The sequence below is a fragment of the Streptomyces sp. NPDC005195 genome, from assembly GCF_040608315.1.
GTDB classification, from domain to species: domain Bacteria; phylum Actinomycetota; class Actinomycetes; order Streptomycetales; family Streptomycetaceae; genus Streptomyces; species Streptomyces kaempferi.
In genome coordinates this window covers 41,487-66,101 of sequence record NZ_JBEXHZ010000010.1, presented here as the reverse complement: position 1 = coordinate 66,101, position 24,615 = coordinate 41,487, and the positions used below count along the sequence as shown (strand labels likewise).

At 71.3% G+C, this 24,615-nt stretch carries 22 protein-coding genes; 10 read left to right on the top strand and 12 right to left on the bottom strand.

All coding sequences use genetic code 11. The features are described 5' to 3' along the window. Nucleotides 1-96: 96 nt before the first annotated feature. The gene (locus tag ABZV34_RS14145) at nt 97-693 is read left to right on the top strand and encodes a hypothetical protein (RefSeq protein WP_356274893.1); all 597 of its coding nucleotides are present in this window, start codon (nt 97-99) and stop codon (nt 691-693) included. A gap of 150 nt (nt 694-843) precedes the next feature. Here ABZV34_RS14145 and ABZV34_RS14140 read toward each other — a convergent pair whose 3' ends face one another. From ABZV34_RS14140 to ABZV34_RS14125, 4 genes are all read right to left on the bottom strand, one after another. Then, nucleotides 844-1,968 carry a GuaB3 family IMP dehydrogenase-related protein gene (locus ABZV34_RS14140; RefSeq protein ID WP_067366955.1) on the bottom strand — a complete coding sequence of 375 codons (1,125 nt, stop codon included), beginning with the start codon at nt 1,966-1,968 and terminating at the stop codon, nt 844-846. Nucleotides 1,969-2,107: 139 nt separating this feature from the next. Beyond that, a complete protein-coding gene (guaB, locus tag ABZV34_RS14135) occupies nt 2,108-3,616 on the bottom strand; it encodes an IMP dehydrogenase (protein WP_356274889.1) in 1,509 nt (502 codons plus the stop codon). A 479-nt stretch (nt 3,617-4,095) separates the two neighbouring features. Beyond that, on the bottom strand, nt 4,096-4,671 hold the full coding sequence (locus tag ABZV34_RS14130; RefSeq protein ID WP_148010063.1) for a sigma-70 family RNA polymerase sigma factor: 576 nt from the start codon (nt 4,669-4,671) through the stop codon (nt 4,096-4,098). 421 nt (nt 4,672-5,092) lie between these two features. Further along, on the bottom strand, nt 5,093-5,704 hold the full coding sequence (locus ABZV34_RS14125; protein WP_003948568.1) for a response regulator transcription factor: 612 nt from the start codon (nt 5,702-5,704) through the stop codon (nt 5,093-5,095). Between the two features lie 390 nt (nt 5,705-6,094). On the opposite strand from ABZV34_RS14125, the gene ABZV34_RS14120 reads away from it, so the two are divergent. Then, nucleotides 6,095-6,424, top strand: a complete 330-nt coding sequence (locus ABZV34_RS14120; RefSeq protein ID WP_153289078.1) for a WhiB family transcriptional regulator — start codon at nt 6,095-6,097, stop codon at nt 6,422-6,424. Nucleotides 6,425-6,563: 139 nt separating this feature from the next. On the opposite strand, the gene ABZV34_RS14115 is transcribed toward ABZV34_RS14120, so the two are convergent. Then, nucleotides 6,564-7,460 carry a LysR family transcriptional regulator gene (locus ABZV34_RS14115; protein ID WP_356274886.1) on the bottom strand — a complete coding sequence of 299 codons (897 nt, stop codon included), beginning with the start codon at nt 7,458-7,460 and terminating at the stop codon, nt 6,564-6,566. Between the two features lie 79 nt (nt 7,461-7,539). Here ABZV34_RS14115 and ABZV34_RS14110 point away from each other — a divergent pair, with 79 nt between their 5' ends. Further along, entirely contained in the window at nt 7,540-8,208 is a 669-nt protein-coding gene (locus ABZV34_RS14110) for an MOSC domain-containing protein (protein ID WP_356274883.1), read from the top strand. A 130-nt stretch (nt 8,209-8,338) separates the two neighbouring features. Then, nucleotides 8,339-9,112: an SDR family oxidoreductase gene (locus tag ABZV34_RS14105; protein ID WP_356274880.1), complete on the top strand. Its 774-nt coding sequence runs from the start codon at nt 8,339-8,341 to the stop codon at nt 9,110-9,112. Nucleotides 9,113-9,297: 185 nt separating this feature from the next. Here the strand turns inward: ABZV34_RS14105 and groL are convergent, their stop codons facing one another. From groL to ABZV34_RS14090, 3 genes are all read right to left on the bottom strand, one after another. Then, nucleotides 9,298-10,923 (bottom strand): chaperonin GroEL, encoded by a 1,626-nt coding sequence (gene groL, locus ABZV34_RS14100; RefSeq protein WP_356274877.1) that lies wholly within the window; start codon nt 10,921-10,923, stop codon nt 9,298-9,300. Between the two features lie 114 nt (nt 10,924-11,037). Then, nucleotides 11,038-11,346: a co-chaperone GroES gene (gene groES / locus ABZV34_RS14095; RefSeq protein WP_060901476.1), complete on the bottom strand. Its 309-nt coding sequence runs from the start codon at nt 11,344-11,346 to the stop codon at nt 11,038-11,040. 291 nt (nt 11,347-11,637) lie between these two features. Beyond that, nucleotides 11,638-12,390: a polysaccharide deacetylase family protein gene (locus tag ABZV34_RS14090; protein WP_356275224.1), complete on the bottom strand. Its 753-nt coding sequence runs from the start codon at nt 12,388-12,390 to the stop codon at nt 11,638-11,640. Between the two features lie 312 nt (nt 12,391-12,702). On the opposite strand from ABZV34_RS14090, the gene ABZV34_RS14085 reads away from it, so the two are divergent. Then, nucleotides 12,703-13,890 carry a class I SAM-dependent methyltransferase gene (locus ABZV34_RS14085; RefSeq protein ID WP_356274875.1) on the top strand — a complete coding sequence of 396 codons (1,188 nt, stop codon included), beginning with the start codon at nt 12,703-12,705 and terminating at the stop codon, nt 13,888-13,890. 28 nt (nt 13,891-13,918) lie between these two features. On the opposite strand, the gene ABZV34_RS14080 is transcribed toward ABZV34_RS14085, so the two are convergent. Both ABZV34_RS14080 and ABZV34_RS14075 read right to left on the bottom strand, forming a co-directional pair. Continuing rightward, nucleotides 13,919-15,187 carry an RNA polymerase sigma factor gene (locus ABZV34_RS14080; RefSeq protein WP_356274872.1) on the bottom strand — a complete coding sequence of 423 codons (1,269 nt, stop codon included), beginning with the start codon at nt 15,185-15,187 and terminating at the stop codon, nt 13,919-13,921. Between the two features lie 45 nt (nt 15,188-15,232). Then, nucleotides 15,233-15,589, bottom strand: a complete 357-nt coding sequence (locus tag ABZV34_RS14075) for a YciI family protein (RefSeq protein WP_356274869.1) — start codon at nt 15,587-15,589, stop codon at nt 15,233-15,235. Between the two features lie 300 nt (nt 15,590-15,889). Here ABZV34_RS14075 and ABZV34_RS14070 point away from each other — a divergent pair, with 300 nt between their 5' ends. Continuing rightward, nucleotides 15,890-16,477, top strand: a complete 588-nt coding sequence (locus tag ABZV34_RS14070; RefSeq protein ID WP_356274866.1) for a class I SAM-dependent methyltransferase — start codon at nt 15,890-15,892, stop codon at nt 16,475-16,477. Here the strand turns inward: ABZV34_RS14070 and ABZV34_RS14065 are convergent. Both ABZV34_RS14065 and ABZV34_RS14060 read right to left on the bottom strand, forming a co-directional pair. Beyond that, nucleotides 16,470-17,528, bottom strand: coding sequence for an LCP family protein (locus ABZV34_RS14065; protein ID WP_356274863.1), 1,059 nt, complete (start codon nt 17,526-17,528; stop codon nt 16,470-16,472). The two genes, ABZV34_RS14070 and ABZV34_RS14065, sit on opposite strands and share 8 nt — an antisense overlap. A gap of 348 nt (nt 17,529-17,876) precedes the next feature. Next, the gene (locus ABZV34_RS14060) at nt 17,877-18,905 is read right to left on the bottom strand and encodes a LacI family DNA-binding transcriptional regulator (protein WP_356274860.1); all 1,029 of its coding nucleotides are present in this window, start codon (nt 18,903-18,905) and stop codon (nt 17,877-17,879) included. 138 nt (nt 18,906-19,043) lie between these two features. On the opposite strand from ABZV34_RS14060, the gene ABZV34_RS14055 reads away from it, so the two are divergent. Genes ABZV34_RS14055 through ABZV34_RS14040 form a run of 4 tightly spaced genes read left to right on the top strand, consistent with a single transcriptional unit; the run spans nt 19,044 to nt 24,513 of the window. Then, nucleotides 19,044-20,351 carry an extracellular solute-binding protein gene (locus ABZV34_RS14055; protein ID WP_356274857.1) on the top strand — a complete coding sequence of 436 codons (1,308 nt, stop codon included), beginning with the start codon at nt 19,044-19,046 and terminating at the stop codon, nt 20,349-20,351. Beyond that, nucleotides 20,348-21,259 carry a sugar ABC transporter permease gene (locus ABZV34_RS14050; RefSeq protein ID WP_356274854.1) on the top strand — a complete coding sequence of 304 codons (912 nt, stop codon included), beginning with the start codon at nt 20,348-20,350 and terminating at the stop codon, nt 21,257-21,259. The genes ABZV34_RS14055 and ABZV34_RS14050 overlap by 4 nt, the downstream gene beginning before the upstream one ends. 31 nt (nt 21,260-21,290) lie before the next feature. Then, a complete protein-coding gene (locus ABZV34_RS14045) occupies nt 21,291-22,163 on the top strand; it encodes a carbohydrate ABC transporter permease (protein WP_356275221.1) in 873 nt (290 codons plus the stop codon). A 49-nt stretch (nt 22,164-22,212) separates the two neighbouring features. Further along, nucleotides 22,213-24,513, top strand: coding sequence for a glycoside hydrolase family 3 N-terminal domain-containing protein (locus tag ABZV34_RS14040; protein WP_356274851.1), 2,301 nt, complete (start codon nt 22,213-22,215; stop codon nt 24,511-24,513). Nucleotides 24,514-24,615: the final 102 nt, after the last annotated feature.

The window sequence follows — 24,615 nt, the reverse complement described above, 5'->3', positions numbered from 1 at the left end:
CACTGCCGCCTGTTAGTGTGCGTCAGCTCTCGCACACCAGTGCGCCCGCGTCCCGGGCGCTGTCAGGCGTGCGCTCACGTCCCTGGGGGGATCCACATGACTCAGTCGCCGCCGCCGTCCGGTCCACCGGTCGACAACCCGTACGCGGGCCAGAACCCTTACGCCACACAGCCGGCCGACGCGCAGCCGGGTGTCCCGCAGCCGCCCGCCCCACAGCCCGGTGTTCCGCAGCAGGCCTTCCCACCGGGCGCGCCCCAGCCGGGCTTCCCGGTCGCACCCGTCGCCCCGGCGCGCGGCAACTTCGCGCTCGGTCTCGCCGCAGCCCTCGGCGCCGGTCTGGTCTCCGCCGTCCTGTACGGCCTTGTCATCGGTCTGACCAAGCACGAGATCGGTTACGCCGCCGTCGGTGTGGGCTTCCTCGTCGGCATCGCCGCGGGCCGGGTGGGCGGCCGCAGCCAGAGCCTTCCGGTCGCCGGCGTGGTCCTCTCCGTCGCCGCGATCTACCTCGGCCAGCTGATCGGCGAGGCCATGATCATCGCCAAGCAGGTCGGCGTCGGCTTCAACGAGGTCTTCTTCGACCACCTCGGATTCGTCCAGGACTCCTGGAAGGCCGACGCGGACCCGCTGACCTTCGTCTTCTTCGCGATCGCGGCGTACGTGGCGTTCCAGTCCACCCGCAGGGCCGGCCTGTGACGCCTCTCCATCTCGTTCCCGTGCCGGCCGGCACGGGACGGTGGCTGAACGGCTGACGGGCCGGCGGCACTCATACGTGAAGGGGCCGTCCACCGGGTGGTGGACGGCCCCTTCACACGTACGGACCGGCGCGCGCGGCGCGCGTCCGGGCTAGCGCTTGTGCTGCGAGTCCGCGACCGTCACCTCGACGCGCTGGAACTCCTTGAGCTCGCTGTAGCCGGTGGTGGCCATGGCGCGGCGCAGGGCGCCGAAGATGTTCATGGAGCCGTCCGGGATGTGCGACGGACCGGTGAGGATCTCCTCGATGGTGCCGACGGTGCCGAGGTCGACCTTCTTGCCGCGCGGCAGCTCCTCGTTGACCGCTTCCATGCCCCAGTGGTGCCCCCTGCCGGGCGCGTCCGTGGCACGGGCGAGCGGAGAGCCCATCATCACCGAGTCGGCACCGCACGCGATGGCCTTGGGGAGGTCGCCGGACCAGCCGACGCCGCCGTCCGCGATCACGTGCACGTACCGGCCGCCGGACTCGTCCATGTAGTCGCGGCGGGCCGCGGCCACGTCGGCGACGGCCGTGGCCATCGGGACCTGGATGCCCAGCACGTTGCGGGTGGTGTGCGCGGCGCCACCGCCGAAGCCGACCAGCACACCCGCCGCGCCGGTGCGCATCAGGTGCAGGGCCGCGGTGTACGTGGCACAGCCGCCGACGATGACGGGGACGTCCAGCTCGTAGATGAACTGCTTGAGGTTCAGCGGCTCGGCGGCTCCCGAGACGTGCTCCGCCGACACCGTCGTACCGCGGATGACGAAGATGTCCACACCCGCGTCGACCACGGCCTTGGAGAACTGCGCCGTGCGCTGCGGCGACAGCGCGGCGGCGGTGACGACTCCGGAGTCGCGCACCTCCTTGATGCGCTGCCCGATCAGCTCCTCCTTGATGGGAGCCGCGTAGATCTCCTGCAGACGACGGGTCGCGGTGTCCGCGTCCAGCTCGGCGATCTCGTCGAGCAGCGGCTGCGGGTCCTCGTACCTCGTCCACAGGCCTTCGAGGTTGAGGACGCCCAGGCCGCCCAGCTCGCCGATACGGATCGCGGTGGCCGGGGAGACGACCGAGTCCATCGGGGCGGCCAGGAACGGCAGCTCGAAGCGGTAGGCGTCGATCTGCCAGGCGATCGAGACCTCCTTCGGGTCCCGCGTACGGCGGCTCGGGACGACGGCGATGTCGTCGAAGGCGTACGCCCGGCGGCCGCGCTTGCCGCGCCCGATCTCGATCTCAGTCACGTGTGTGGCCTTTCCCTCTTCGGTTCTGCGCCTTCCAGTATCCCCGACGCCTACGACGAGAGCGGCCCCGGAACCTCCGGGACCGCCCTTGTTCGGGCTTCACGCACGCGTGGAGCTCTGTACGGCTGCTTGGTGACCGTTACTTGTTACGGCTGTAGTTCGGTGCCTCGACCGTCATCTGGATGTCGTGCGGGTGGCTCTCCTTGAGGCCCGCCGAGGTGATCCGGACGAACCGGCCGTTGTCCTGGAGCTCGGGCACGGTGCGTCCGCCGACGTAGAACATTGACTGGCGCAGACCGCCGACCAGCTGGTGCACGACCGCGGACAGCGGGCCCCGGTAGGGCACCTGGCCCTCGATGCCCTCGGGCACCAGCTTCTCGTCGGAGGCGACGCCCTCCTGGAAGTAGCGGTCCTTGGAGAAGGAGCGCTGCTCGCCACGGGACTGCATGGCTCCCAGGGAGCCCATACCGCGGTACGACTTGAACTGCTTGCCGTTGATGAAGAGCAGTTCGCCCGGCGACTCCTCGCAACCCGCCAGGAGCGAACCCAGCATCACCGTGTCGGCGCCGGCGACCAGGGCCTTGGCGATGTCACCGGAGTACTGCAGACCGCCGTCGCCGATGACCGGGACACCGGCCGCCTTGGCGGCGAGGGAGGCTTCGTAGATGGCGGTGACCTGGGGTACGCCGATGCCGGCGACCACGCGGGTCGTGCAGATGGAGCCGGGGCCGACACCGACCTTGATGCCGTCGACGCCCGCGTCGATGAGGGCCTGCGCGCCGTCACGGGTGGCGATGTTGCCGCCGATGACATCGACGCCCGCGGAGTTCGACTTGATCTTGGCGACCATGTCGCCGACCAGGCGGGAGTGGCCGTGCGCGGTGTCGACGACGATGAAGTCGACGCCCGCCTCCATGAGGGCCTGGGCGCGCTCGAAGGCGTCACCGGCCACGCCGACGGCCGCGCCGACCAGCAGGCGCCCCTCGGCGTCCTTCGCGGCGTTCGGGTACTTCTCGGCCTTCACGAAGTCCTTGACCGTGATGAGGCCCTTGAGGACGCCCGCGTCGTCGACCAGCGGAAGCTTCTCGATCTTGTGGCGGCGCAGCAGCTCCATGGCGTCGGTGCCGGAGATGCCGACCTTGCCGGTGACCAGCGGCATCGGCGTCATGACCTCGCGCACCTGGCGCGAACGGTCGGTCTCGAAGGCCATGTCGCGGTTGGTGACGATGCCGAGGAGCTTGCCGCCGCCGTCGGTCACCGGCACGCCGGAGATGCGGAACTTGGCGCAGATCGCGTCGGCCTCGCCGAGCGTCGCGTCCGGGTGGACCGTGATCGGGTCGGTCACCATGCCGGACTCGGAGCGCTTCACCAGGTCGACCTGGTTGGCCTGGTCCTCGATGGACAGGTTGCGGTGCAGCACGCCGACACCGCCCTGGCGGGCCATCGCGATGGCCATGCGGGACTCGGTCACCTTGTCCATGGCCGCCGAGAGCAGCGGGATGTTGACCCGCACGTTCTTCGAGATGTGCGAGGCGGTGTCGATCTCGTCGGGTGCCATGTCCGACGCGCCCGGCAGCAGCAGCACGTCGTCGTAGGTCAGCCCGAGTGTCGCGAATTTGGCGGGCACTCCGTCGACGTTGGCAGTCATGACACCTTCCCCAAATGGCCTTGATCGGTGCGGATGTCCATGCTAACGGGAAGCAAGGGTCTCCCATTCCACGGTTCGGATCGCCCTCGGGCTTCGTAGGTTCGTACGGGTGGCACGCCGGGACCGTTCACCCGTCGGCCCGACAGCCTGGTCCCCGGGATTCGCCGTCCCGTCACCGCGGTGGCGTACGGATCCCCCGGCGGGGTTTCTCCCGACGATGCCGCATTCCACCGTGTCCGTTCTCACGTTTGCGGTAAGAAACCGTCTCTACCGCCGGCATCGCTGCCACCGCCGACGCCGTGACGGCGCACGACGGAGCGGCACACCGAGCGCCGGCTTATCGAGCACCGCAGGACGCGGCACCGGACACGGTCCGACATCGACGCGGCAGAACACCGCCCCGGGGGGACGCCACGCACGCCCGCACCTTCGACCGCCCTCGCGCACTCCGGCACGCGGCGCACCTCCGGCGGCCGCGCCTACTGCTCCGCCAGCGCCCGCAACCGGCTCAGCGCACGGTGCTGAGCCACCCGGACCGCTCCCGGGGACATCCCCAGCATCTGCCCCGTCTCCTCGGCGGTGAGGCCCACCGCGATACGCAGCAGAAGCAGCTCGCGCTGGTTCTCGGGGAGGTTGGCCATCAGCTTCTTGGCCCATTCGGCGTCACTGCTGAGCAGCGCGCGCTCCTCGGGACCGAGGGAGTCGTCGGGGCGCTCGGGCATCTCGTCCGAGGGGACAGCCGTCGACCCGGGATGGCGCATCGCGGCGCGTTGCAGGTCGGCGACCTTGTGCGCGGCGATGGCGAAGACGAACGCTTCGAAGGGCCGCCCGGTGTCCTTGTAGCGGGGCAGGGCGAGGAGTACCGCGACGCAGACCTCCTGCGCAAGGTCCTCCACGAAGTGCCGCGCGTCGCCCGGCAGCCGGGACAGACGCGTGCGGCAGTAGCGCAATGCCAGAGGATGAACATGAGCGAGCAGATCGTGTGTGGCCTGCTCGTCGCCGTCGACCGCGCGATGGACGAGCGCACCGATCACCGTCGTCTCGTCGTCACGCATCGGTCCATGGTGCCTCGGCGTCGTTCTGTCCGTGGCACCGCGTCCGTAGTTGTGCACCGAAGCGTTATGAGCAGGTGCGCCGGAACTCATCTCCGTCGCCCTCCTCTTCCGCTCGACCGACTCGTCCCCGAGGAACTCCACACCTCAAGGATGCGGCATCGGCGGCGAAACGAGCAGCGGGCACCCGGCGCGCCCCCTTGAAGGCCCCGCCCGCCATACGACAGGCGGGGTGCGTCGTACCCCCGCGACGGCTCACCCAGTGCCGCGGCAGGCAGCGTTTGCCCTTCGAGGAGCGGCGTCCGGTGCGCGCTCTCGGCGTGCCGGCCGGAAGTCCTCGTACTGGACGTACTCGGGCTTTCGGCCGGTGCGGCGAGAGTGCGTGCCGGGCGTCGCGACGGGGCGGGCGTCGCCTGCCGCGGCACTACCGGACCAGGCCCCACCGGAATCCGAGCGCCACGGCGTGCGCGCGGTCCGAGGCGCCGAGCTTCTTGAAGAGCCGCCGGGCGTGCGTCTTCACGGTGTCCTCGGAGAGGAACAGCTCACGGCCGATCTCCGCGTTGGAGCGGCCGTGGCTCATGCCTTCGAGGACCTGGATCTCACGCGCGGTGAGCGTGGGAGCGGCACCCATCTCGGCCGAGCGCAGTCTGCGCGGGGCGAGCCGCCAGGTCGGGTCGGCGAGCGCCTGGGTCACGGTCGCGCGCAGTTCCGCCCGGGAGGCGTCCTTGTGCAGATACCCGCGGGCCCCGGCGGCGACGGCGAGTGCCACGCCGTCCAGGTCCTCCGCCACGGTGAGCATGATGATGCGCGCACCGGGGTCGGCGGACAGCAGCCGCCGAACCGTCTCGACGCCGCCCAGACCGGGCATGCGTACGTCCATCAGAATCAGGTCCGAACGGTCGGCGCCCCATCGGCGGAGCACCTCTTCTCCGTTGGCCGCAGTCGTCACGCGCTCGACGCCGGGCACGGTCGCCACCGCACGGCGGAGCGCCTCTCGGGCAAGCGGGGAGTCGTCGCAGACGAGGACGGATGTCATGGCCGCCCTCCGCAGCTGATGCGCGTCACCTTGAGCCTCCAGGCTGGTACGAATCGTCACCTGTGCGGTCGACACTCGCCGACGGAAACTGCCGTCTGCCCGAGCGCTTGTTCCTTCAACCGCCTTCGCAATCTCAACGATGGTCACTCGAAAGAGTTACGGGGCAGCCAGTCATCTTCGGCACTCTACGTGAGGGCACGGACACGGTGCAGACATGCACAACGGACCCTCAATCTTTCAACACAACCTATGCCCCATTCAGCCTGTTTTCTTCCCATTTACTGGTGTCTGCGGCTAGATTCGCAATGAGTCATATTTTCATCTCCTTAGATCGTAGATGTACGGTCGGTGGGCACAGAGCATCCCAGAACGCCAACAAGGGGACACGCAATGGCAGATTTCTCCCGCCTTCCCGGTCCGAACGCGGATCTCTGGGACTGGCAGCTCCTCGCGGCATGCCGTGGGGTCGACAGCTCGCTCTTCTTCCATCCGGAGGGCGAGCGCGGTGCGGCACGGAGCGCTCGCGAGAACTCGGCCAAAGAGGTCTGTATGCGATGCCCGGTACGCGCCCAGTGCGCCGCTCACGCGCTGGCGGTGCGCGAGCCGTACGGGGTGTGGGGCGGGCTGACCGAGGACGAACGCGAAGAACTCATGGGACGGGCACGAAACCGGCTGGTGACGGCGTCGGCCACCGGGAGCGGTTCCGCTTCGAACACTTGAAGGAACGTTTCTGCGTTGATGAGTCCGCAGCCGGGCGCACAGGTGTGCCGCTGAGCGGGCGCACGTCGGCATGCCCGCGTACGGGCGCGCACGCGCGCGTCCCCGACCTGCGTACGGCGCCGGCGGTCCTCCGCCGCCGTCAGCGGGCCGCGGCCCGGGCCAGCTGGTCCAGCGTCGCCGCCACCGCCGGCACCTGGGAGAGATCCGGCAGCGTCAGCGCGACGATCTCCCGCCACACCGGCGGCTCCACGGTCACGGCGCAGGCGCCCTTGGGGCGTACGGACTCGATCGCGAGCTCCGGCAGCACGGCGACCCCGAGACCCGCGCCGACGAGTCCGACCACCGCCGGATAGTCGTCGGTGGCGAAGTCGATGCGGGGCACGAAACCCTCGCGGCGGCAGACCTCCACCAGTTGCCCCCGGCACCGCGGGCAGCCCGCGATCCACGGTTCCCCGGCGAGTTCGCCGATGGCGACCGACCCCGCGCGGGCGAGCCGGTGCCCCTCGGGGACCAGCCCGACGAGCCGGTCGCGCAGCAGCGGCCGTACGACCAGGTCGTCCCACTCCTCGACGCCCGCCGCTCCCTCGTACCGGAACGCGAGCGCGATGTCGCAGTCGCCGTCGCGGAGTTTGTCGACGGACTCCGGCGGCTCGGCCTCCTCCAGGGAGACCCGGGTGCCGGGATGCGCGGCGCGCAGGGCGGCCAGAGCCGTGGGGACGAGCGTCGAGCTGCCGCTGGGGAAGGAGACGAGCCGGACCCGGCCCGCGCGCAGGCCCGCGATCGCGGCGACCTCCTCCTCGGCGGCGGTCAGTCCCGCGATGATGCCGGCCGCGTGCCGGACCAGCGCCTCGCCCGCCTGGGTCAGGCGCATCTCGCGGCCCGTCCGGATCAGCAGCGGTGTACCGACGGACGATTCGAGCGCCTTCATCTGCTGGCTGACGGCCGGCTGGGTGCAGCCCAGGTCGCGTCCCGCCGCCGAGAAGGAACCGGTGGCGGCGACGGCGCGCAGAACACGGAGATGACGGGCCTCGATCACCCTTCGAGCATAAGCGAGACTTGGGTACGGTGGCGAATATCGCGTCGACGCTTTGGCCTCCATCGCCTAGCGTGCTGCCATGCAGCTTCTGTCTCTGAACCTGGGCCGTGCGCACGCCGTCCCCTACACGGACCAGGCCGCGGGTGTGACCGGCATCGACAAGCGGCCGGTGGACGGGCCGGTGCGGGTGACGGCCCCCGGGCCCAAGGGGGTCGGCGCGAGCGGTCTGGCCGGGGACACGGTGTGCGACCTGCGCCACCACGGCGGGAACGACCAGGCCGTCTACGCGGTCGCCCGCGAGGACCTCGACGACTGGGAGCGCGAGCTCGGCCGGCCACTGGTGAACGGCGCCTTCGGCGAGAACCTCACGACGCGGGGGCTGGACGTGTCCGGCGCGCGGATCGGTGAGCGCTGGCGGGTCGGCTCCGTGCTGGTCCTGGAGGTCACCTCCGGACGCATCCCCTGCCGTACGTTCCAGGAGCACCTCGGGGAGCGGGGCTGGGTGAAGCGGTTCACCCGGAAGGCCGCGCCCGGCGCGTATCTGCGGGTCGTCGAGCCCGGCGAGATCCGCGCGGGCGACCCGATCGAGGTCGTGCACCGGCCGGAGCACGAGGTGACGGTCGCGGTCGAGTTCCGCGCCATGACGACCGAACGCGAGCTGTTGCCCGGGCTGTTGGCCGCGGGCCGGGCACTGCGTCCGGAGGCGTTGGCGGCGGCGGAGAAGTACGTGGCGCGACAGGGCGGATAGCGGTCGCGGCGGCGCGCGCGGGACACGGCCGGAGGCGTTGGCGGCACCGGCCGCGCGAGACGCGTGGAGCGGGGCCGGGGACCGGGAGGCGGGGGCGCGGTACGCCTGGTCCGGTCACTAGCCTTGGGCCATGACAACGGCTCTGATTACGGGATCGACCGCGGGCATCGGCGCCGCCTTCGCGCGCCGCCTCGCGGCTGACGGCCACAACCTCGTGCTGGTGGCGCGCGACACCGAGCGCCTGGCCGAGCAGGCGACGGAACTGCACGACCGGCACGGCATCGAGGCGGAGGTGCTGACCGCCGACCTGGCGACGGACGACGGCATCGAGACGGTGGCCAGGCGGCTGAGCGACCGCAGGAACCCGGTCGACCTGCTGATCAACAACGCCGGTTTCGGCAACAAGGGCCGCTATCTCGAGGTGTCGATGGCCGACGAGCTGACGATGCTCAAGGTGCACTGCGAGGCGGTGCTGCGGCTGACCTCGGCGGCGACCGCGGCCATGCGGGAGCGCGGCCGGGGCGGGGTCGTCAATGTGGCGTCGGTGGCCGCGTTCGTGCCGCGGGGTACGTACGGGGCGTCCAAGGCGTGGGTCGTGCAGTTCACGCAGGGCGCGGCCAGGGACCTGGCGGGCAGCGGCGTACGGCTGATGGCACTGGCCCCGGGCTTCGTGCGCACCGAGTTCCACCAGCGCGCCGGGATGGGCACGGACAACATCCCGAACTGGATGTGGCTCGACGCGGACAAGCTGGTCGCGGCGGCGCTCGCGGACCTGGCCCGCGGCAAGTCGCTGTCCATCCCCGACCTGCGTTACAAGGCGCTGATGGGTGTGGTGAAGGTGGCGCCGCGCGGGCTGCTGGGCGGGATCACGTCTAAGACGGGCCGCAAGTACGGGCCGCAGTAGAACGGCGGAGCCGTGGGACAGCGGGACAGTACGGCGGTGGAGCGGTACGGCGGGAGAGCAGCGGGACGGTAGGAACACGTACGTGCCTGCCACAGCGCTGAGGCCCAGCATCCCCGGAGGGAGCTGGGCCTCAGTGCTGTCCACCGGTGTGGACGCCTACCGAAGCGGGCGTCCGACCGGGTACGTCAGTGGGAGTGCCCGTGGCCGCCGTGGCCCGCGTCGGCCTCGTCCTCGGCCGGCTTCTCGACGACCAGGGTCTCGGTCGTGAGGAGCAGGGAGGCGATGGAAGCGGCGTTCTCCAGCGCGGAGCGGGTGACCTTGACCGGGTCGATGACACCGGACTTGACCAGGTCGCCGTACTCGCCGGTGGCGGCGTTGAAGCCCTGGCCCTTGTCGAGGTCGGCGACCTTGGAGGTGATGACGTAGCCCTCCAGGCCGGCGTTCTCGGCGATCCAGCGCAGCGGCTCGACGGCGGCGCGGCGGACGACCGCGACACCCGTGGCCTCGTCGCCGGTCTTGCCGAGGTTGCCCTCGAGGACCTTGACGGCGTGGACGAGCGCGGAGCCACCACCGGAGACGATGCCCTCCTCGACCGCGGCGCGGGTCGCGGAGATGGCGTCCTCCAGACGGTGCTTCTTCTCCTTGAGCTCCACCTCGGTGGCGGCGCCGACCTTGATCACGCACACGCCGCCGGCCAGCTTCGCGAGGCGCTCCTGGAGCTTCTCGCGGTCCCAGTCGGAGTCCGTGTTCTCGATCTCGGCCTTGATCTGGTTGACGCGGCCCACGACGGCGTCGTGGTCGCCGCCACCGTCGACGACGGTGGTGTCGTCCTTGGTGACCGTCACGCGGCGGGCGGTGCCGAGCACGTCCAGGCCGACCTGGTCGAGCTTGAGGCCGACCTCCTCGGCGATGACCTGACCGCCGGTGAGGGTGGCGAGGTCGCCGAGCATGGCCTTGCGGCGGTCGCCGAAGCCGGGGGCCTTCACGGCGACGGCGTTGAACGTGCCGCGGATCTTGTTGACGACCAGGGTCGACAGCGCCTCGCCGTCGACGTCCTCGGCGATGATCAGCAGCGGCTTGGAGGCGTTGGCCTGGATGACCTTCTCCAGCAGCGGCAGCAGGTCCTGGATGGAGCTGATCTTGCCCTGGTGGATGAGGATGTACGGGTCGTCGAGGACGGCCTCCATACGCTCCTGGTCGGACACCATGTAGGGCGAGAGGTAGCCCTTGTCGAAGGCCATGCCCTCGGTGAAGTCCAGCTCCAGACCGAAGGTGTTGGACTCCTCGACGGTGATGACACCGTCCTTGCCGACCTTGTCCATCGCCTCGGCGATGAGCTCGCCGACCTGGCTGTCCTGGGCGGACAGGGCGGCGACGGCGGCGATGTCGGACTTCTCGTCGATCGGGCGGGCGGTCGCGAGGAGCTCCTCGGACACGGCCTTGACCGCGGCGTCGATGCCCTTCTTGAGCAGCGCCGGGGAGGCACCCGCGGCGACGTTCTTCAGGCCCTCGCGGACGAGCGCCTGGGCCAGCACGGTGGCGGTGGTCGTACCGTCACCCGCGACGTCGTTGGTCTTGGTCGCCACCTCCTTCACCAGCTGGGCGCCGAGGTTCTCGTACGGGTCGTCGAGCTCGACCTCGCGGGCGATGGTGACGCCGTCGTTGGTGATGGTGGGGGCGCCGAACTTCTTGTCGATGACGACGTTGCGGCCCTTGGGACCGATCGTCACCTTGACGGTGTCGGCAAGCTTGTTGACGCCGCGCTCAAGGGCGCGACGGGCGTCCTCGTCGAACTTCAGGATCTTCGCCATGGGAGCGGTTCAGCCCTCTCGGAAATCGTGGGTGAAAACGAACCGCGCCCCCAGCGCCCGGCTTTATAAGGTCGCGGGGGCCAGGGGCGCAGTTCACTGCAGAACTGTGGTGAATTACTTCTCGATGATCGCGAGCACGTCGCGGGCCGAGAGGACGAGGTACTCCTCGCCGTTGTACTTCACCTCGGTGCCGCCGTACTTGCTGTACAGCACGATGTCGCCGGTGCTGACGTCGAGCGGCAGGCGCTCGCCGTTCTCGAAGCGTCCCGGGCCCACCGCGAGGACGACGCCCTCCTGGGGCTTCTCCTTCGCGGTGTCCGGGATGACCAGGCCAGAGGCCGTGGTCTGCTCGGCGTCCAGCGGCTGGACCACGACACGGTCCTCGAGCGGCTTGATGGCAACCTTGGAGCTGGTGGTCGTCACGATCCGGCCTCCCCCTTCGGAGATCTCACGGGGTTAACTGTCTGAGGTGGCGACCAGGTGGATCCGTCGTCGCGGGTGCCGGACCTGCCCGTCGCTATTGGCACTCTCCAGTGGCGAGTGCCAGGCCTGAGACTATGACCGCGATTAGCACTCGGTCAAGCGGAGTGCCAAAGGCATGCGGCGTGGCGTGGGGTTCGGGCCGGGGTTCGCCGATGTGGGCGCGCGCTGTTGGGGGCTACCGGCCCGTGCTGGAAGCCGCACCGGCTGAGGACGGCCGCCCGCGCCGGTGCGTCAGAGGTAGTTCTCCAGGCGGGCCGGGGTGAGGCCCTCCTCCTGGATGCGGCGCAGGAGTCGGGAGGTCGCCGCGACGAGGTTCGGCCCCTCGGAGCCGGACAGGATGTCGCCGGGGCGCAGCCGGTGGGCGTCGGCCTCCCTGCCCAGGACGACGGCCGCGACCCCGCAGTCGGCGGCGGCGCGCAGGGTGGTGGCGTCGTAGGTGCCGTAGGGGGGCCGGAAGAGCCGGGGGCGGATGCCGAAGCGGGCCTTGAGCTTCTCCTGCTGGCCGCAGATCTCGGCCCGCTGGCCCGCGTACGGCAGTCCGCGCAGCGAGGCGTGGTCGAGGGTGTGGTTCTGCACGCTCGCGCCGACCTCCCGCAGCCGCGCGAAGTGGCCGTAGCCGGGTCCGACGACATGGTCGGTGAGGAACATGCTGACCGGCAGCCGCAGTTCACGCACCATGTCGACGAACCGCGGATCGCGCTCGACGCCGTCGTCGTACGTCAGGAAGACCACCTTGTCGCGGGTGGGTACGCGGCCGACGACGGGGACGAGCCCCGTCCGGCCGCGGTGCAGGCCCCTGCGCGCGGGCGGCCGCGGGGCCGGGGCGAGCGGGGCGGACAGCCCCCAGCGCCGGTACGTCGCCGACGCCGGTCCGTGCGGGCGGGTCCTGCCCACCTCCTGCGCGGCCTTCTTGCCCAGGCGCTCGATCGGGTCCACGGACTGGGCGCAGCCGGCCAGCAGGACGGCGGCGAGCACGGTGGCCAGCGCGGCGGACACCCGTGCACGCACCCGGGTGCCCGGGGCCCGCGATCCGCCTCTCACAGGCTCATCATCCGCAGGCCGTGCGCGGGCCCCACCTCCGCGGACCCGCCGCCCGTACAGCCGGAAGCGAGGCCGATGACGGCGAGGGCGGCGATCCCGCTTCGGACGCTCGTCCGGTTCGCGTCATTTTTATCGGCTTGTCGTACTGATCGCATGGTGACGAATCCTCCCAGGCCAGAGCCCGTACGGTGCTTCGACACCGCGACCGCACGCGCACCGTCCACCGACTGGCCCACACTGACCGACAATGGGCCGGTGAACGACGTCTCCTTCGCCTCCCTGCTCACCCCCGAGGGCCACGCGCTGCTCGACGAGGTGCGCGGCACCGACCCGGCCCAGGAACTGGCCGTCGCCACCCGACTGCGCCGCACGCATCCGGCCGAGCTGGTCTCTGCGGCGCTCGGGCAGGCGCGGCTGCGGCAGCGGGCGGCGGCGAAGTTCGGCGCCGAGGACGCGGAGCGCATGTTCTTCACGCCGAACGGGGTCGAGCAGTCGACCCGTACGACGGTCGCCACACACCGCGCGGAGCGTCTGCGCGCCCTCGGTGTGCGCTCGGTCGCCGACCTCTGCTCCGGTATCGGCGGCGACGCGATCGCGCTGGCCCGCGCCGGTATCCGCGTCCTCGCCGTCGACCGGGACCCCCTGGCGGCCGCCGCCGCCCGCGCGAACGCCGACGCGCTCGGGCTCTCCGGCCTGATCGAGGTGCGCGAGGCGGACGTCACGGAGGTGGACACGGCCCCGTACGACGCCGTCTTCGTGGACCCGGCACGGCGGGGCGGCAGGGCGGGCGGGCGGATCTTCGACCCCGAGGCGTACTCACCGCCGCTCTCCTGGGCGGTCGGGGCGGCCCTGAAGTCCCCGCTCGCCGCCCTGAAGATCGCCCCGGGCATCCCGCACGAGACGGTCCCGGCCGAGGCGGAGGCCGAGTGGATCTCGGACGGCGGGGACGTGAAGGAGGCCGTGCTGTGGTTCGGCACGGAGCCGGGTCTGGTGCGGGCCACCCTGCTGCCGGGACCCCGCGTCCTGCGCGGCCGCGGTCTGCCCAACCCCTCGGTGCGGCCGGCCGGACGCTATCTCTACGAGCCCGACGGCGCCGTGATCCGCGCCCATCTGGTCGCCGAGGTGGCCGAGGACCTCGACGGCGGGCTCCTCGACGAGACCATCGCGTACATCACGGCGGACTCGCTGCGCCCGACCCCGTACGCCACCGCGTACGAGATCACCGACCGGCTCCCCTTCAACGTGAAGAAGCTGAAGGCGCTCTTGCGGGAGCGGGAGGTCGGCGTGCTGACCGTGAAGAAGCGGGGCTCGGCGGTCGAACCGGAGGAGCTGCGCAGGAAGGTCAAGCCGCAGGGTCCGCACGCGGCCACCGTCTTCCTGACCAGGGTCGCGGGGGCACCGACGATGCTGCTCGGTCACCCGGCCCGGCGGCACTCCGCCTGACGCCGCCGCCCGACGCCACCGCACGCCGCTAGCGGCACTCCTTCGCGCGTGCCTCCAGCAGTTTCCGTTCGCGTTCGTTGCGGGCCAGGCCCGCGGCCCGCTCGAACTCCGCCCGCGCCTCCCGCGTGCGCCCCAGCCGGGCGAGCAGGTCCCCGCGGACGCTGGGCAGCAGGTGGTAGTCGCGCAGGGCGGGTTCGGCCGCGAGCGTGTCGACGATGGCCAGGGCTGGGCCGGGGCCGTCCGTCATCGAGACGGCGACGGCGCGGTTCAGTTCGACGACGGGCGACGGGAAGCGGGCCGCGAGAAGTCCGTACAGGGTGGCGATCTGCCGCCAGTCCGTGTCCTCGTACCGGTAGGCCTGGGCGTGGCTGGCGGCGATGGCCGCCTGGAGGGCGTACGGACCCGGGGCGCCCGTGGTGACGGCGTTCGCGCGGGCCAGGGCGGCGAAACCGCGGTGGATCAGCAGGCGGTTCCAGCGGCGGCGGTTCTGGTCCCTGAGGAGGACCGGCTCACCCAAGGGCCCGGTGCGGGCGGCGGCGCGGGACTCCTGGAGCTCCAGCAGCGCGACGAGCCCGTGCACCTCGGGCTCCTTGGGCATCAGCTCGGCCAGGACGCGGGCCAGGCGGAGGGCCTCCTCGCACAGCGCGGGGCGCAGCAGATCGTCGCCGGCCGTGGCCGCGTACCCCTCGTTGAAGACGAGGTAGATGACCTCGAGGACCGAGCCGAGCCGGCTCTCCCGGTCCGGGCCGCAGGGGACCTCGAAGGGGACCCCCTTCGTCGCCAGCGTCCGTTTGGCGCGCACGATGCGCTGGGCGATCGTCGCCTCCGGCGCGAGGAAGGCGCGGGCGATCTCCGGCGTGGTCAGCCCGCCGAGCAGGCGCAGCGTGAGGGCGATGCGGGCCTGGGCGGACAGCACCGGGTGGCAGGCGGTGAACACCAGCCGCAGGAGGTCGTCGTCGATGTCGTCCGGGTCGGAGGGTTCCTCGAAGGGGACGGTCGTCTCCAGGTCACGCCCGATCTCCTCCAGCTTGCGCGCGTAGCGCTCCCGGCGGCGTACCAGGTCGATCGCACGGTGCTTGGCCGTCGCCATGAGCCAGGCGCCGGGGTTGTCCGGTACTCCGTCCCGTGGCCACTGCTCCAGCGCCGCGACCAGGGCGTCCTGGGCCAGTTCCTCGGCGATGCCGACGTCCCGGACGACGCGGGTGACGCCGGCGATGATCCGGGGCGACTCGATCCGGAAGATCGTCTCCACGGTCTCGTCGGCGCCGGACGGGGTGACGGTGGGCTGCTGTTCCACAGCCCACCATCAGACACCAGCGGACCGGCTGGGCCAAGCCGCCGCTCAGCCTTCGGCGATCTCGCGCACCTCGCAGGTCACCGTCCAGTGCTCCTCGTGCGTCTTCAGGAACCGCTTGGTCCACTCCAGCGCCTCGGCCATGTCCTTGCACTGCATGAGCGCGTAGCCGCCGACGACCTCCTTGGACTCGGTGAAGGGGCCGTCGGTGACGGACAGCTGCCCACCCGCCCAGTGCACCCGCTTGCCCTGGGCGGTCGGCGTCAGTCCGGCGGTGTCGAGCATGACCCCCGCCTTGGTGATCTCCTCGATCAGCTCGCCCATCCGCTGCATCAGCTCGGGGCTCGGGCCCTCGGCGGGGGCGTTGGTCTCGTCGATGCGGACCAGGGACAGGTAGCGGGGCATGGTGGCTCCTTCGGTGCGGAGGGCGGGGCTTCTCCCCGCCTCTCATCCCTGCGTCGATCGGGTGGCGACGGTTTCGACACCGTCCCCGGAAAACCTCGAAGATTCTTTTCGCGATTCTCTTCGAGCGCCGCCGGACGGCTTCGCGAAGCCTGTCCGAGCGTTGCCCGGGCGGTCGGCGGAACGGCCTCCGGAGGGCTCGGGGCCGGCGGACAGCTGAGGGGCGGCTGTCCGGAAGGGCCGTCCGGAACGGCTGTCCGGGGAGCACTACCGTCCGTACCCGCCGTGTGCGATTTTTCCCGTATGCCCTTCGACCACAACGACCACTACCACCGGCTCCTGCTGCGGAAACTGCCCGGGCACGGGCGCACCGCGCTGGACGTCGGCTGCGGCACCGGCCGCTTCGCGCGGCGGCTCGCCGCGCGCGGCTACGAGGTGGACGCCGTCGACCCGTCCGCGGAGGTGATCGCCGTGGCCGAACGGATCGGCGGCGGGCCCCGGTTCCGGCGGACGGACGCCGCCTCCGCCGGACTGCCGAAGGCGCACTACGACGTCATCACCTGCCTCGCGAGCCTGCACCACATGCCCTTCCGCACGGTGACCAGGTTCCGCGACGCGCTGGCGCCCGGCGGGGTGCTGCTGGTGCTGGGCTGCTACGCGGGGCACAGCTGGTGGGACCTCGCGGCCGTGCCCGCCGACGCGGTGGCCAGGGCCGGGGTGTCGGCGCGCGAACGGCTGCGCGGGAGCGGACCAGCGGTGGTCCCGGCGCCGGTGCGCGCGCCGCGGATGCCGCTCACCGATGTCCGCGCCGAGGCGGCCCGCCTGCTGCCGGGCGCCCGCGTCCGCCAACTCCTCTACTGGCGCTATCTGCTGACGTACACGGTCACTTGAGCGACGCCCACAGCTCGCCCGCCGCCGGCTCGCGCGCCACCACCCGGTTGGCGTCCGAGGGGGCCGTCACCACCGGCATCATGACCGTCCTGACGTGGTCGGCGGACAGTGCCCCGAGGCTCTGGCCGAGCTTCGTCAGCTCGCCGAGGGAGTCGAGGCCCGTGTCCGTGGTGAGGCTTCCGGTGACCGCGTCGGCGACCTGGTAGAGCTTGGCGGGGCTGGTCAGCAGGGACGTCGAGGAGATCTGTTCCAGCAGCGCCTTGACCAGCTTCTGCTGGAGCCCGATGCGGCCGAGGTCGCTGCCGTCGCCTATGCCGTGCCGGGTACGGGCCAGCGCCAGGGCGCGGGTGCCGTCCAGGAGATGGGTGCCCGCCTTCAGGTGCAGACGGCTCTGGTCGTCGTCGATGTCCTCGTCCGTCGTGACCGTGACCCCGCCGAGCGCGTCCACCAGCTTCGCGAAGCCCGAGAAGTCGATCTCCAGGTAGTGGTCCATGCGGACGCCCGTCAGGGACTCGACGGTCTTCACGGCGCAGACCGGTCCGCCGACCGAGTACGCGCTGTTGAACATCGTGCCGTACGCCACCGAGGTGGTCCCGCCGGACGGGGTCGGACAGGACGGGCGGGTCACCAGGGTGTCCCGGGGGATGCTCACCACGGTCGCGCCGGTGCGTCCCTCGTCGATGTGGACGACCATCGCCGTGTCCGAACGGGCACCGCCGCTGTCGCCGCCGCCGAGCGCGGCGTTCGCCTTCCCGCTGCGCGAGTCGGAGCCGAGGACCAGGATGTTCAGGGACCCGCTCGGCAGCGGGGCGGCGGACGCGGACGAGGAGGGTGCCGGCACCGCCTTCGCCGGGCGGTTGTCGCCGAGCGCCCCGTCGATGTCGACGCTCCTGATGTTCTGGTCGAGGTGCCAGTAGGCCCAGCCCGCCGCGCCGATGCCCAGCACCAGGACTCCGGCCAGGGCGAGCCCGACGGCCTTCAGCCCCCGCCGCCGGACCACCGGCTCCGTCCCGTCCCCGCTCTCGTCGTGTTCCGTCACGGCGAGGAACATAAGTGCGAATTATGTCGAGCAATGACGCAGAGGGGCCTTTTCTTCGGAAAATCTCACTTTTCTCAGACCGATATCAGCCCGCAGGCACCGCGGGCACCGCATGGGCATCGCCATCGCAGGCACCGCATGGGCACCGCAGGCACCTGATGACGCATCGACAACGACCACATCGTCCCGCGCCGGGGAGCGACCCGGTCCCTCCCCCCTCACCCGAACACTCCCGTCCGTCCGAACGCCAATGCCCCGTCCGAACGCCGCCTCCCTCGCCCGAAGGCCGCACCTCGGCCCGAAAGTTTCGACGACACGATCGACACGCTTCGGCGGGCCCGGAAGGTGCACTCCCACCGCTCACGCCGGAGGCGCCCCCGTGCTGCTGCGGACCACCAGGCTGGTCGCCAGCTCCATCCGCGTTCCTGCCGCGGGCCTCTCCTGACGGCCCAGTTCGAGCACCAGCTTCGCCGCCGCCTCGGCCATCTCCGTGAGCGGCTGCCGTACGGTCGTCAGCGGCGGCCCCACCCAGCGCGCGACCGGCAGATCGTCGAAGCCGACGACACTCAGGTCCTCGGGGACACGCAGCCCCAGCTCGCGGGCCGCCTCGTAGAGGCCGAGCGCCTGGAGGTCGTTGCCGGCGAAGACGGCCGTGGGCCGGTCGGGCATGCGCAGGAGGTCGAGCCCGGCCCGGTAGCCGCTCTCGTGGTGGAAGGTGCCGGGGCGGATCAGCCCGGAGTCGACGGGCAGCCCCGCCGTCTCCAGCGCCGCCCGGTAGCCGTCGACCCGGGCGCGGCTGCACATCATCCGCGAGGGTCCGGTGATCGCGCCGATCCGGGTGTGACCGAGCTCGATCAGATGACGCGTCGCGGCGAGCCCGCCCTGCCAGTTGGTGGCCCCGATGGACGGCACGTCGTCACCCGGGTCACCGGCCGGATCCATCACCACGAACGGGATGGACCTGCTGGTCAGCAGCGCGCGCCCGGACTCGTCGAGCCCGGACAGCACGAGGATCACTCCGTGCGGGCGGCGCGCCGCGACCTGGTCGGCCCAGGTCCGGCCGGGAGTCAGCCGCCCGGCGCTCTCGGACAGCACCACGCTCAGCCCCTCCTCCCGGGCCACGTTCTCCACGCCCCGGATGACCTCCATCGCCCAGGCGCTCTCCAGCTCGTGGAAGACCAGGTCGATGAGGGGCGACCGGCCCCCCTCTCCTCCGCGCCGCCGGTATCCGTGGCCGCGCAGCAGCTCCTCGACCCGGGTGCGGGTCGCGGGGGCGACATCGGCGCGGCCGTTGAGCACCTTCGAAACAGTCGGAGCCGAGACCCCGGCCTCGCGGGCGATCTCGGCGAGGGTCGCGGTCCGCGCTTCCACGGAATTCCCAGGCTTCATGCCCGCGATCGTATCCCTGCGCGACCTCTTGACGAACTCTCAGGATCGCCCTACGTTCCCGGAACATTCGATGTTCGTATCGAAACATTCGCGCCGACTCGTCGTGGAGTCTTCGCGCATACCGAGAGGTGCCGTCCCATGGAGTCCTACAGCAGGCGTTGGTTCCTCGGCGCGGGCGCGACCGCCCTGGCCTCCGTCGGCGGGCTCACCGCCTGCGGCTCGGGCGGCGGTTCGGGCGGCGGCGGCACGCTCACCGCGTTCGTCTACGGGGACGACGCGGCGAAGATCCAGGTCAAGTCCGTCGACCGGTTCAACGCGTCGGCCGCCGCGAAGAAAGCCAAGGGCACGGTCAAGCTCCAGAAGGTGCCCGCCACGGACTACCCGGCGAAGCTGCGCACCGCGATGGGCTCGCCCAACGCCCCCGACGTGTTCTTCAACTGGGGCGGCGGCTCGATCAAGGCGTACAAGGACGCAGGCCAGCTCGTGGACCTGACCGACGTCATCGCGTCCGACCCGGTGCTCAAGAGCGGCTTCCTGCCGTCGGTGCTCAGCGCGGGCGGGCTGGACGGCAAGAACTACGGCGTTCCGATGCGGGGCATGCAGCCCGTGATCCTCTTCTACAACAAGACCGTCTTCGCCGAGCACAAGCTCCAGCCGCCCACCACCTGGGACCAGTTGCTCGACATCAACGCCAAGCTGAAGAAGGCGAAGATCACCCCGTTCGCGCTGGGCGGCTCGGACATCTGGCCCGAGCTGATGTGGCTGGAGTACCTGGTCGACCGGATCGGCGGCCCCGACGTCTTCGAGAAGATCAAGAACGGCGACGCCTCCGGCTGGGGCGACGCTGCCGTCCTCAAGGCCGCCGAGACCGTCAAGGAGCTGATCGACGACGGCGCCTTCGGCAAGGGCTACAGCTCGGTGGGCTACGGCAACGGCGGCGCTCCCGCGGTCTTCGCCAAGGGCAGGGCGGCGATGCACCTGATGGGGTCGTGGGAGTACTCCACGCAGCTCGGCAAGTTCCCGGACTTCGCCAAGAACAACCTGGGATGGTGCGCCTTCCCGAAGATCGAGGGCGGCGCCGGCAACATCCGCAACGTGGTCGGCAACCCCACCAACTACTGGTCGGTGAACGCCCGTACCTCCAACAAGGACGCGGCGATCGCCTTCCTGCGGGACAGTGCCTCCGAGGCCTACACCAAGGAACTCATCGCCAACGGCGACGTGCCGGCCACCTCGAACGCGGCGAGCCTGCTGGACGCCTCCCCCAACCCGGAGTTCGCCAAGTTCCAGTACCAGATGGTCCAGGACGCACCGGCGTTCACGCTGAGCTGGGACCAGGCGGTCGCCCCGAACGTCTCGACCCCGATGCTCACCGAGGTCAACAAGCTGTTCGTGGGCAAGTCCTCGCCGACGCAGTTCGTGTCCGCGCTCGAGGGGCTGAAGTGAGCACGACGCACCTCAAGGGCGGCCCGCGCACCGCGGGCCGCCCCCGCTCCGCCGCACGCGGCAGGGCGGGCCGCCCGAGCGCGGCGCTGGCCCTGCCCGGAATCCTGTTCTTCGTGTTCTTCGCCGTCGCCCCGATGGTGCTGGCCTTCTACCTCTCCTTCACGCAGTGGAACGGCCTGGGCGACCCGCGGCCGGTGGGCCTCGCGAACTGGCGCAAGCTGCTGAACGACGACCGGCTCACCCAGTCCCTGACGGTCACCGTGGGGCTGACCGCGGCGAGCTGGGTGTTCCAGACGGTGATCTCGCTGCTGCTCGGCGTGTGGGCGGCGGGCAGGCAGCGCAACCGCGCGGTCCTCTCGGCGATCTTCTTCACGCCGTTCCTGCTGTCGTCGACGGCGATCTCGCTGCTGTTCTACGCGCTGCTCGACCCGAACTTCGGCATCATCCACGCGGACACCCTCGGCACGACCAGCGGAGCGTTCCTCGCGATCGTCTTCGTCGGCGGCTGGCAGTTCATCCCGTTCCACACGCTCATCTACCAGGGTGGCGCACGGCAGATCCCCGAGGTGCTCTACCAGGCGGCGGCCATCGACGGCGCCGGACGCCTGCGGCAGTTCTTCTCGATCACCCTGCCGCAGCTGCGCAACACCGCCACCACGTCCGGTGTGCTGATGGTCGTCGGCTCGCTCACGTACTTCGAGACGGTCCTCATCCTCACCCAGGGCGGCCCCGGCACCGACACGGCGATCCTGCCGTATCTGATGTACCAGGCGGGCTTCAAGAGCTACGACTTCGGCTACGCGAGCGCGGTCGCCTCGTTCCTGGTGATCGCCGCGACCGCGTTGTCCCTGCTGATGGTGCGGTTGTCCGGCTTCGGCGCGATGCGCAGCACCCGGGAAGGAATGTGACGACGTGTCACACGACACCTTGCGGCGCCCGGTGAAGACGGCTCCCGCTCCAGGCCCCGACCGGACCCCGCCCCGCCGTAGGCACTGGTTCCGGCGTGCCAACCCGCTCGCCGGAGCCGGCTCGGTGATCTGGCTGGCCGTCGTGATCGTCCCGGTCTACGCGATGATCTCGTCCTCGCTCACCCACCAGAGCGAGGCGCTGGGCCACAACGCCCTCAAGCCGCCGTCCCACCCGACGCTGGACAACTACGACACCGTCCTGCACAACGGCTTCGGCCACCTGCTGTGGAACACCGCGCTCGTGGCGGCCGCGGTCGTCGTGATCGTCCTGGCGCTGTGCGTCCCGCTCTCCTACGTCGCCGTGCGGACCCGGAGCGTGTGGTCGGGGGCCGCCTTCCGGTTGTTCCTGCTGGGCGTCGCGATCCCGGCGCAGGCCGTCGTGGTCCCCCTCTACCTGATGATCACCAAGCTGAACCTCTACGACAGCCTGCTCGCGATCATCCTGCCGACGGCCGCCTTCGCGATGCCGGTGTCGGTGCTGGTCCTCACCGGCACACTGCGGGACATCTCGGAGGACCTGTACGAGGCGATGGGACTGGACGGCGCCTCCACCACCCGGATGCTGTTCCAGCTGGTCATCCCGCTGGCCAAGGGCGGCATCGGCACCGTGGTCGTCTACGCGGCGCTCCAGGCCTGGAACGGGCTCCTCTTCCCGCTGATCTTCACGCAGTCCGACGGCCCCCGGGTGCTGACCCTCGGCCTGTTCACCTACGTGAGCGAGTTCGGCGTGAACATCCCCGCGCTGCTGGCCTCCGTGGTCCTCTCCGGTGTCCCGATCTTCGTCGTGTACCTGGTGGCCCGCCGCGCACTGGTCGGCGGCCTCATGGGTGTGGGCGGCAAGTGAACGTGTACGACCAGGGGCAGTCGACCCCCTTTCCCCTGACAGGAGATTCATGACCACCGCTCCCTGGCGCGATCCCTCGCTGACCGCCGCCGTCCGCGTCGACGACCTGCTCTCCCGGATGACCCTGGAGGAGAAGACCGCCCAGCTGTACGGCGTGTGGGTGGGCGCGGCCACGGACGGCGACGGGGTCGCCCCGCTCCAGCACGAGATGACCGCCGGCCACGACTGGGACGAGCTGATCACGCTCGGGCTCGGCCAGCTGACCCGCTCCTTCGGCACCGCCCCGGTGGACCCGGAGCTCGGCGCGCGGGCTCTGGCCCGCGCCCAGCGCGCGATCGCCGACGCCGGCCGCTTCGGCATCCCGGCGGTCGCGCACGAGGAGTGCCTGGCGGGATTCACCGCCTGGCGCGCGACGGCCTACCCCGTCCCGCTCGCCTGGGGCGCCACCTTCGACCCGGAGCTGGTCGAGGAGCTGGGCGGACGCATCGGCGACGACCTGCGCTCGGTCGGCGTGCACCAGGGCCTGGCACCCGTCCTCGACGTGGTCCGCGACCTGCGCTGGGGCCGGGTGGAGGAGACGATCGGCGAGGACCCGTACCTCGTCGGCACGATCGGCACGGCCTATGTGCGGGGCCTGGAATCGGCCGGGATCATCGCCACGCTGAAGCACTTCGCCGGGTACGCGTCGTCGGCGGGGGCACGGAACCTCGCCCCGGTGCGAGCAGGCGCGCGGGAGTTCGCGGACGTCACGCTCCCGCCGTTCGAGATGGCGCTGCGCGAGGGCGGCGCCCGTTCGGTGATGGCGGCGTACAACGAGACGGACGGCGTCCCGGCGTCGGCGGACGCCCGGCTGCTGACCGAACTCCTGCGGGAGCGTTGGGGCTTCACCGGAACCGTGGTCGCCGACTACTTCGGCGTCGGTTTCCTCCAGACCCTGCACCGGGTGGCGGAAAGCCCGGCCGAGGCGGCCCACGCGGCGCTGGAGGCCGGCATCGACGTCGAACTGCCGACGGTGAACTGCTACGGAAAACCGCTGGTGGACGCCGTACGCAGCGGAAGCACCCCGGAGTCGCTGATCGACCGGGCGGCCCGCCGCGTACTGCTGCAGAAGTGCGGACTTGGCCTCCTGGACGAGGACTGGGAGCCCGAGCGCCAAGGCCCCGTCGACCTGGACTCGACGGCCAACCGCGCCCTGGCCGGCCGGCTGGCGGAGGCGTCGGTGGTCCTGCTGGACAACCCGGACGGGCTGCTGCCGCTGGCTCCCGAGACCCGGATCGCGGTCGTCGGCCCCCGTGCCGCGGACCCGCTCGCGATGCTCGGCTGCTACTCCTTCCCGTCCCACGTCCTCACGCACCACCCCGACGTGCCGATGGGAATCGGCATCCCCACCGTCCTCGTCGCGCTGCGCGCCGAACTCCCGGACACCAAGGTGACGTTCGCGCAGGGCTGCGGCGTCTCGGACCCCGACCCGTCCGGTTTCGCCGAGGCGGTGGCGCGGGCGTCGGAGGCCGATGTGTGCGTGGTCGTGCTCGGCGACCGCGCCGGCCTGTTCGGCCGGGGCACGTCCGGCGAGGGCTGCGACGCCTCCGACCTCCGGCTGCCCGGCGTCCAGGGCGAACTGCTGGACGCGCTGGTCGACACCGGCGTCCCGGTGGTGCTGGTCCTGCTGACCGGCCGCCCCTACGCGCTGGGCCGCTGGGAGGGCCGGCTGGGCGCCGTGGTGCAGGCGTTCTTCCCGGGCGAGGAGGGCGGCCCGGCGGTCGCCGGTGTGCTGTCCGGCCGCGTCAACCCCTCGGGGCGCCTCCCGGTGAGCGTGCCGCGGCTGCCCGGCGGCCAGCCGTGGACCTACCTCCAGCCCCCGCTCGGACTCGCGAGCGAGGTCAGCAACCTGGACCCCACCCCGCTCCACGCCTTCGGTCACGGCCACTCGTACACGACGTTCGCCTGGGAGGACTTCCGGGGAACGGACGCGGAGATCGCGACGGACGGCTCGTACGACCTCTCGCTCACCGTCCGCAACACCGGCGACCGCGACGGCGCCGAGGTCGTCCAGCTCTACCTGCACGACCCGGTGGCGTCGGTGACGCGTCCGGACGTCCGGCTGATCGGCTACCAGCGCCTGCGCCTGGCCCCCGGTGAGGCCCGCCGGGTCACCTTCGGCTTCCACGCGGACCTGTCGTCCTTCACCGACCGCTCGGGCGAGCGGGTGGTCGAGCCGGGCGCGCTGGAGCTGCGGCTGGGGGCGTCGAGCGCGGAGACCCGGCACACCGCGCGGTTGGCGCTGACCGGGCCGCGACGGGTACTGGGCCCGGACCGGCGACTGCGCTGCGAGGTGACGACGGACGGCTGAGGCACCGCCCGGACACCTCCACAGGCGGGAACGCTTGTGGAGGTGTCCGGGCGCCGGCCGTCACCGGCCCATCGGGGGCGGTCGGCGGACCTCACCGGCCCC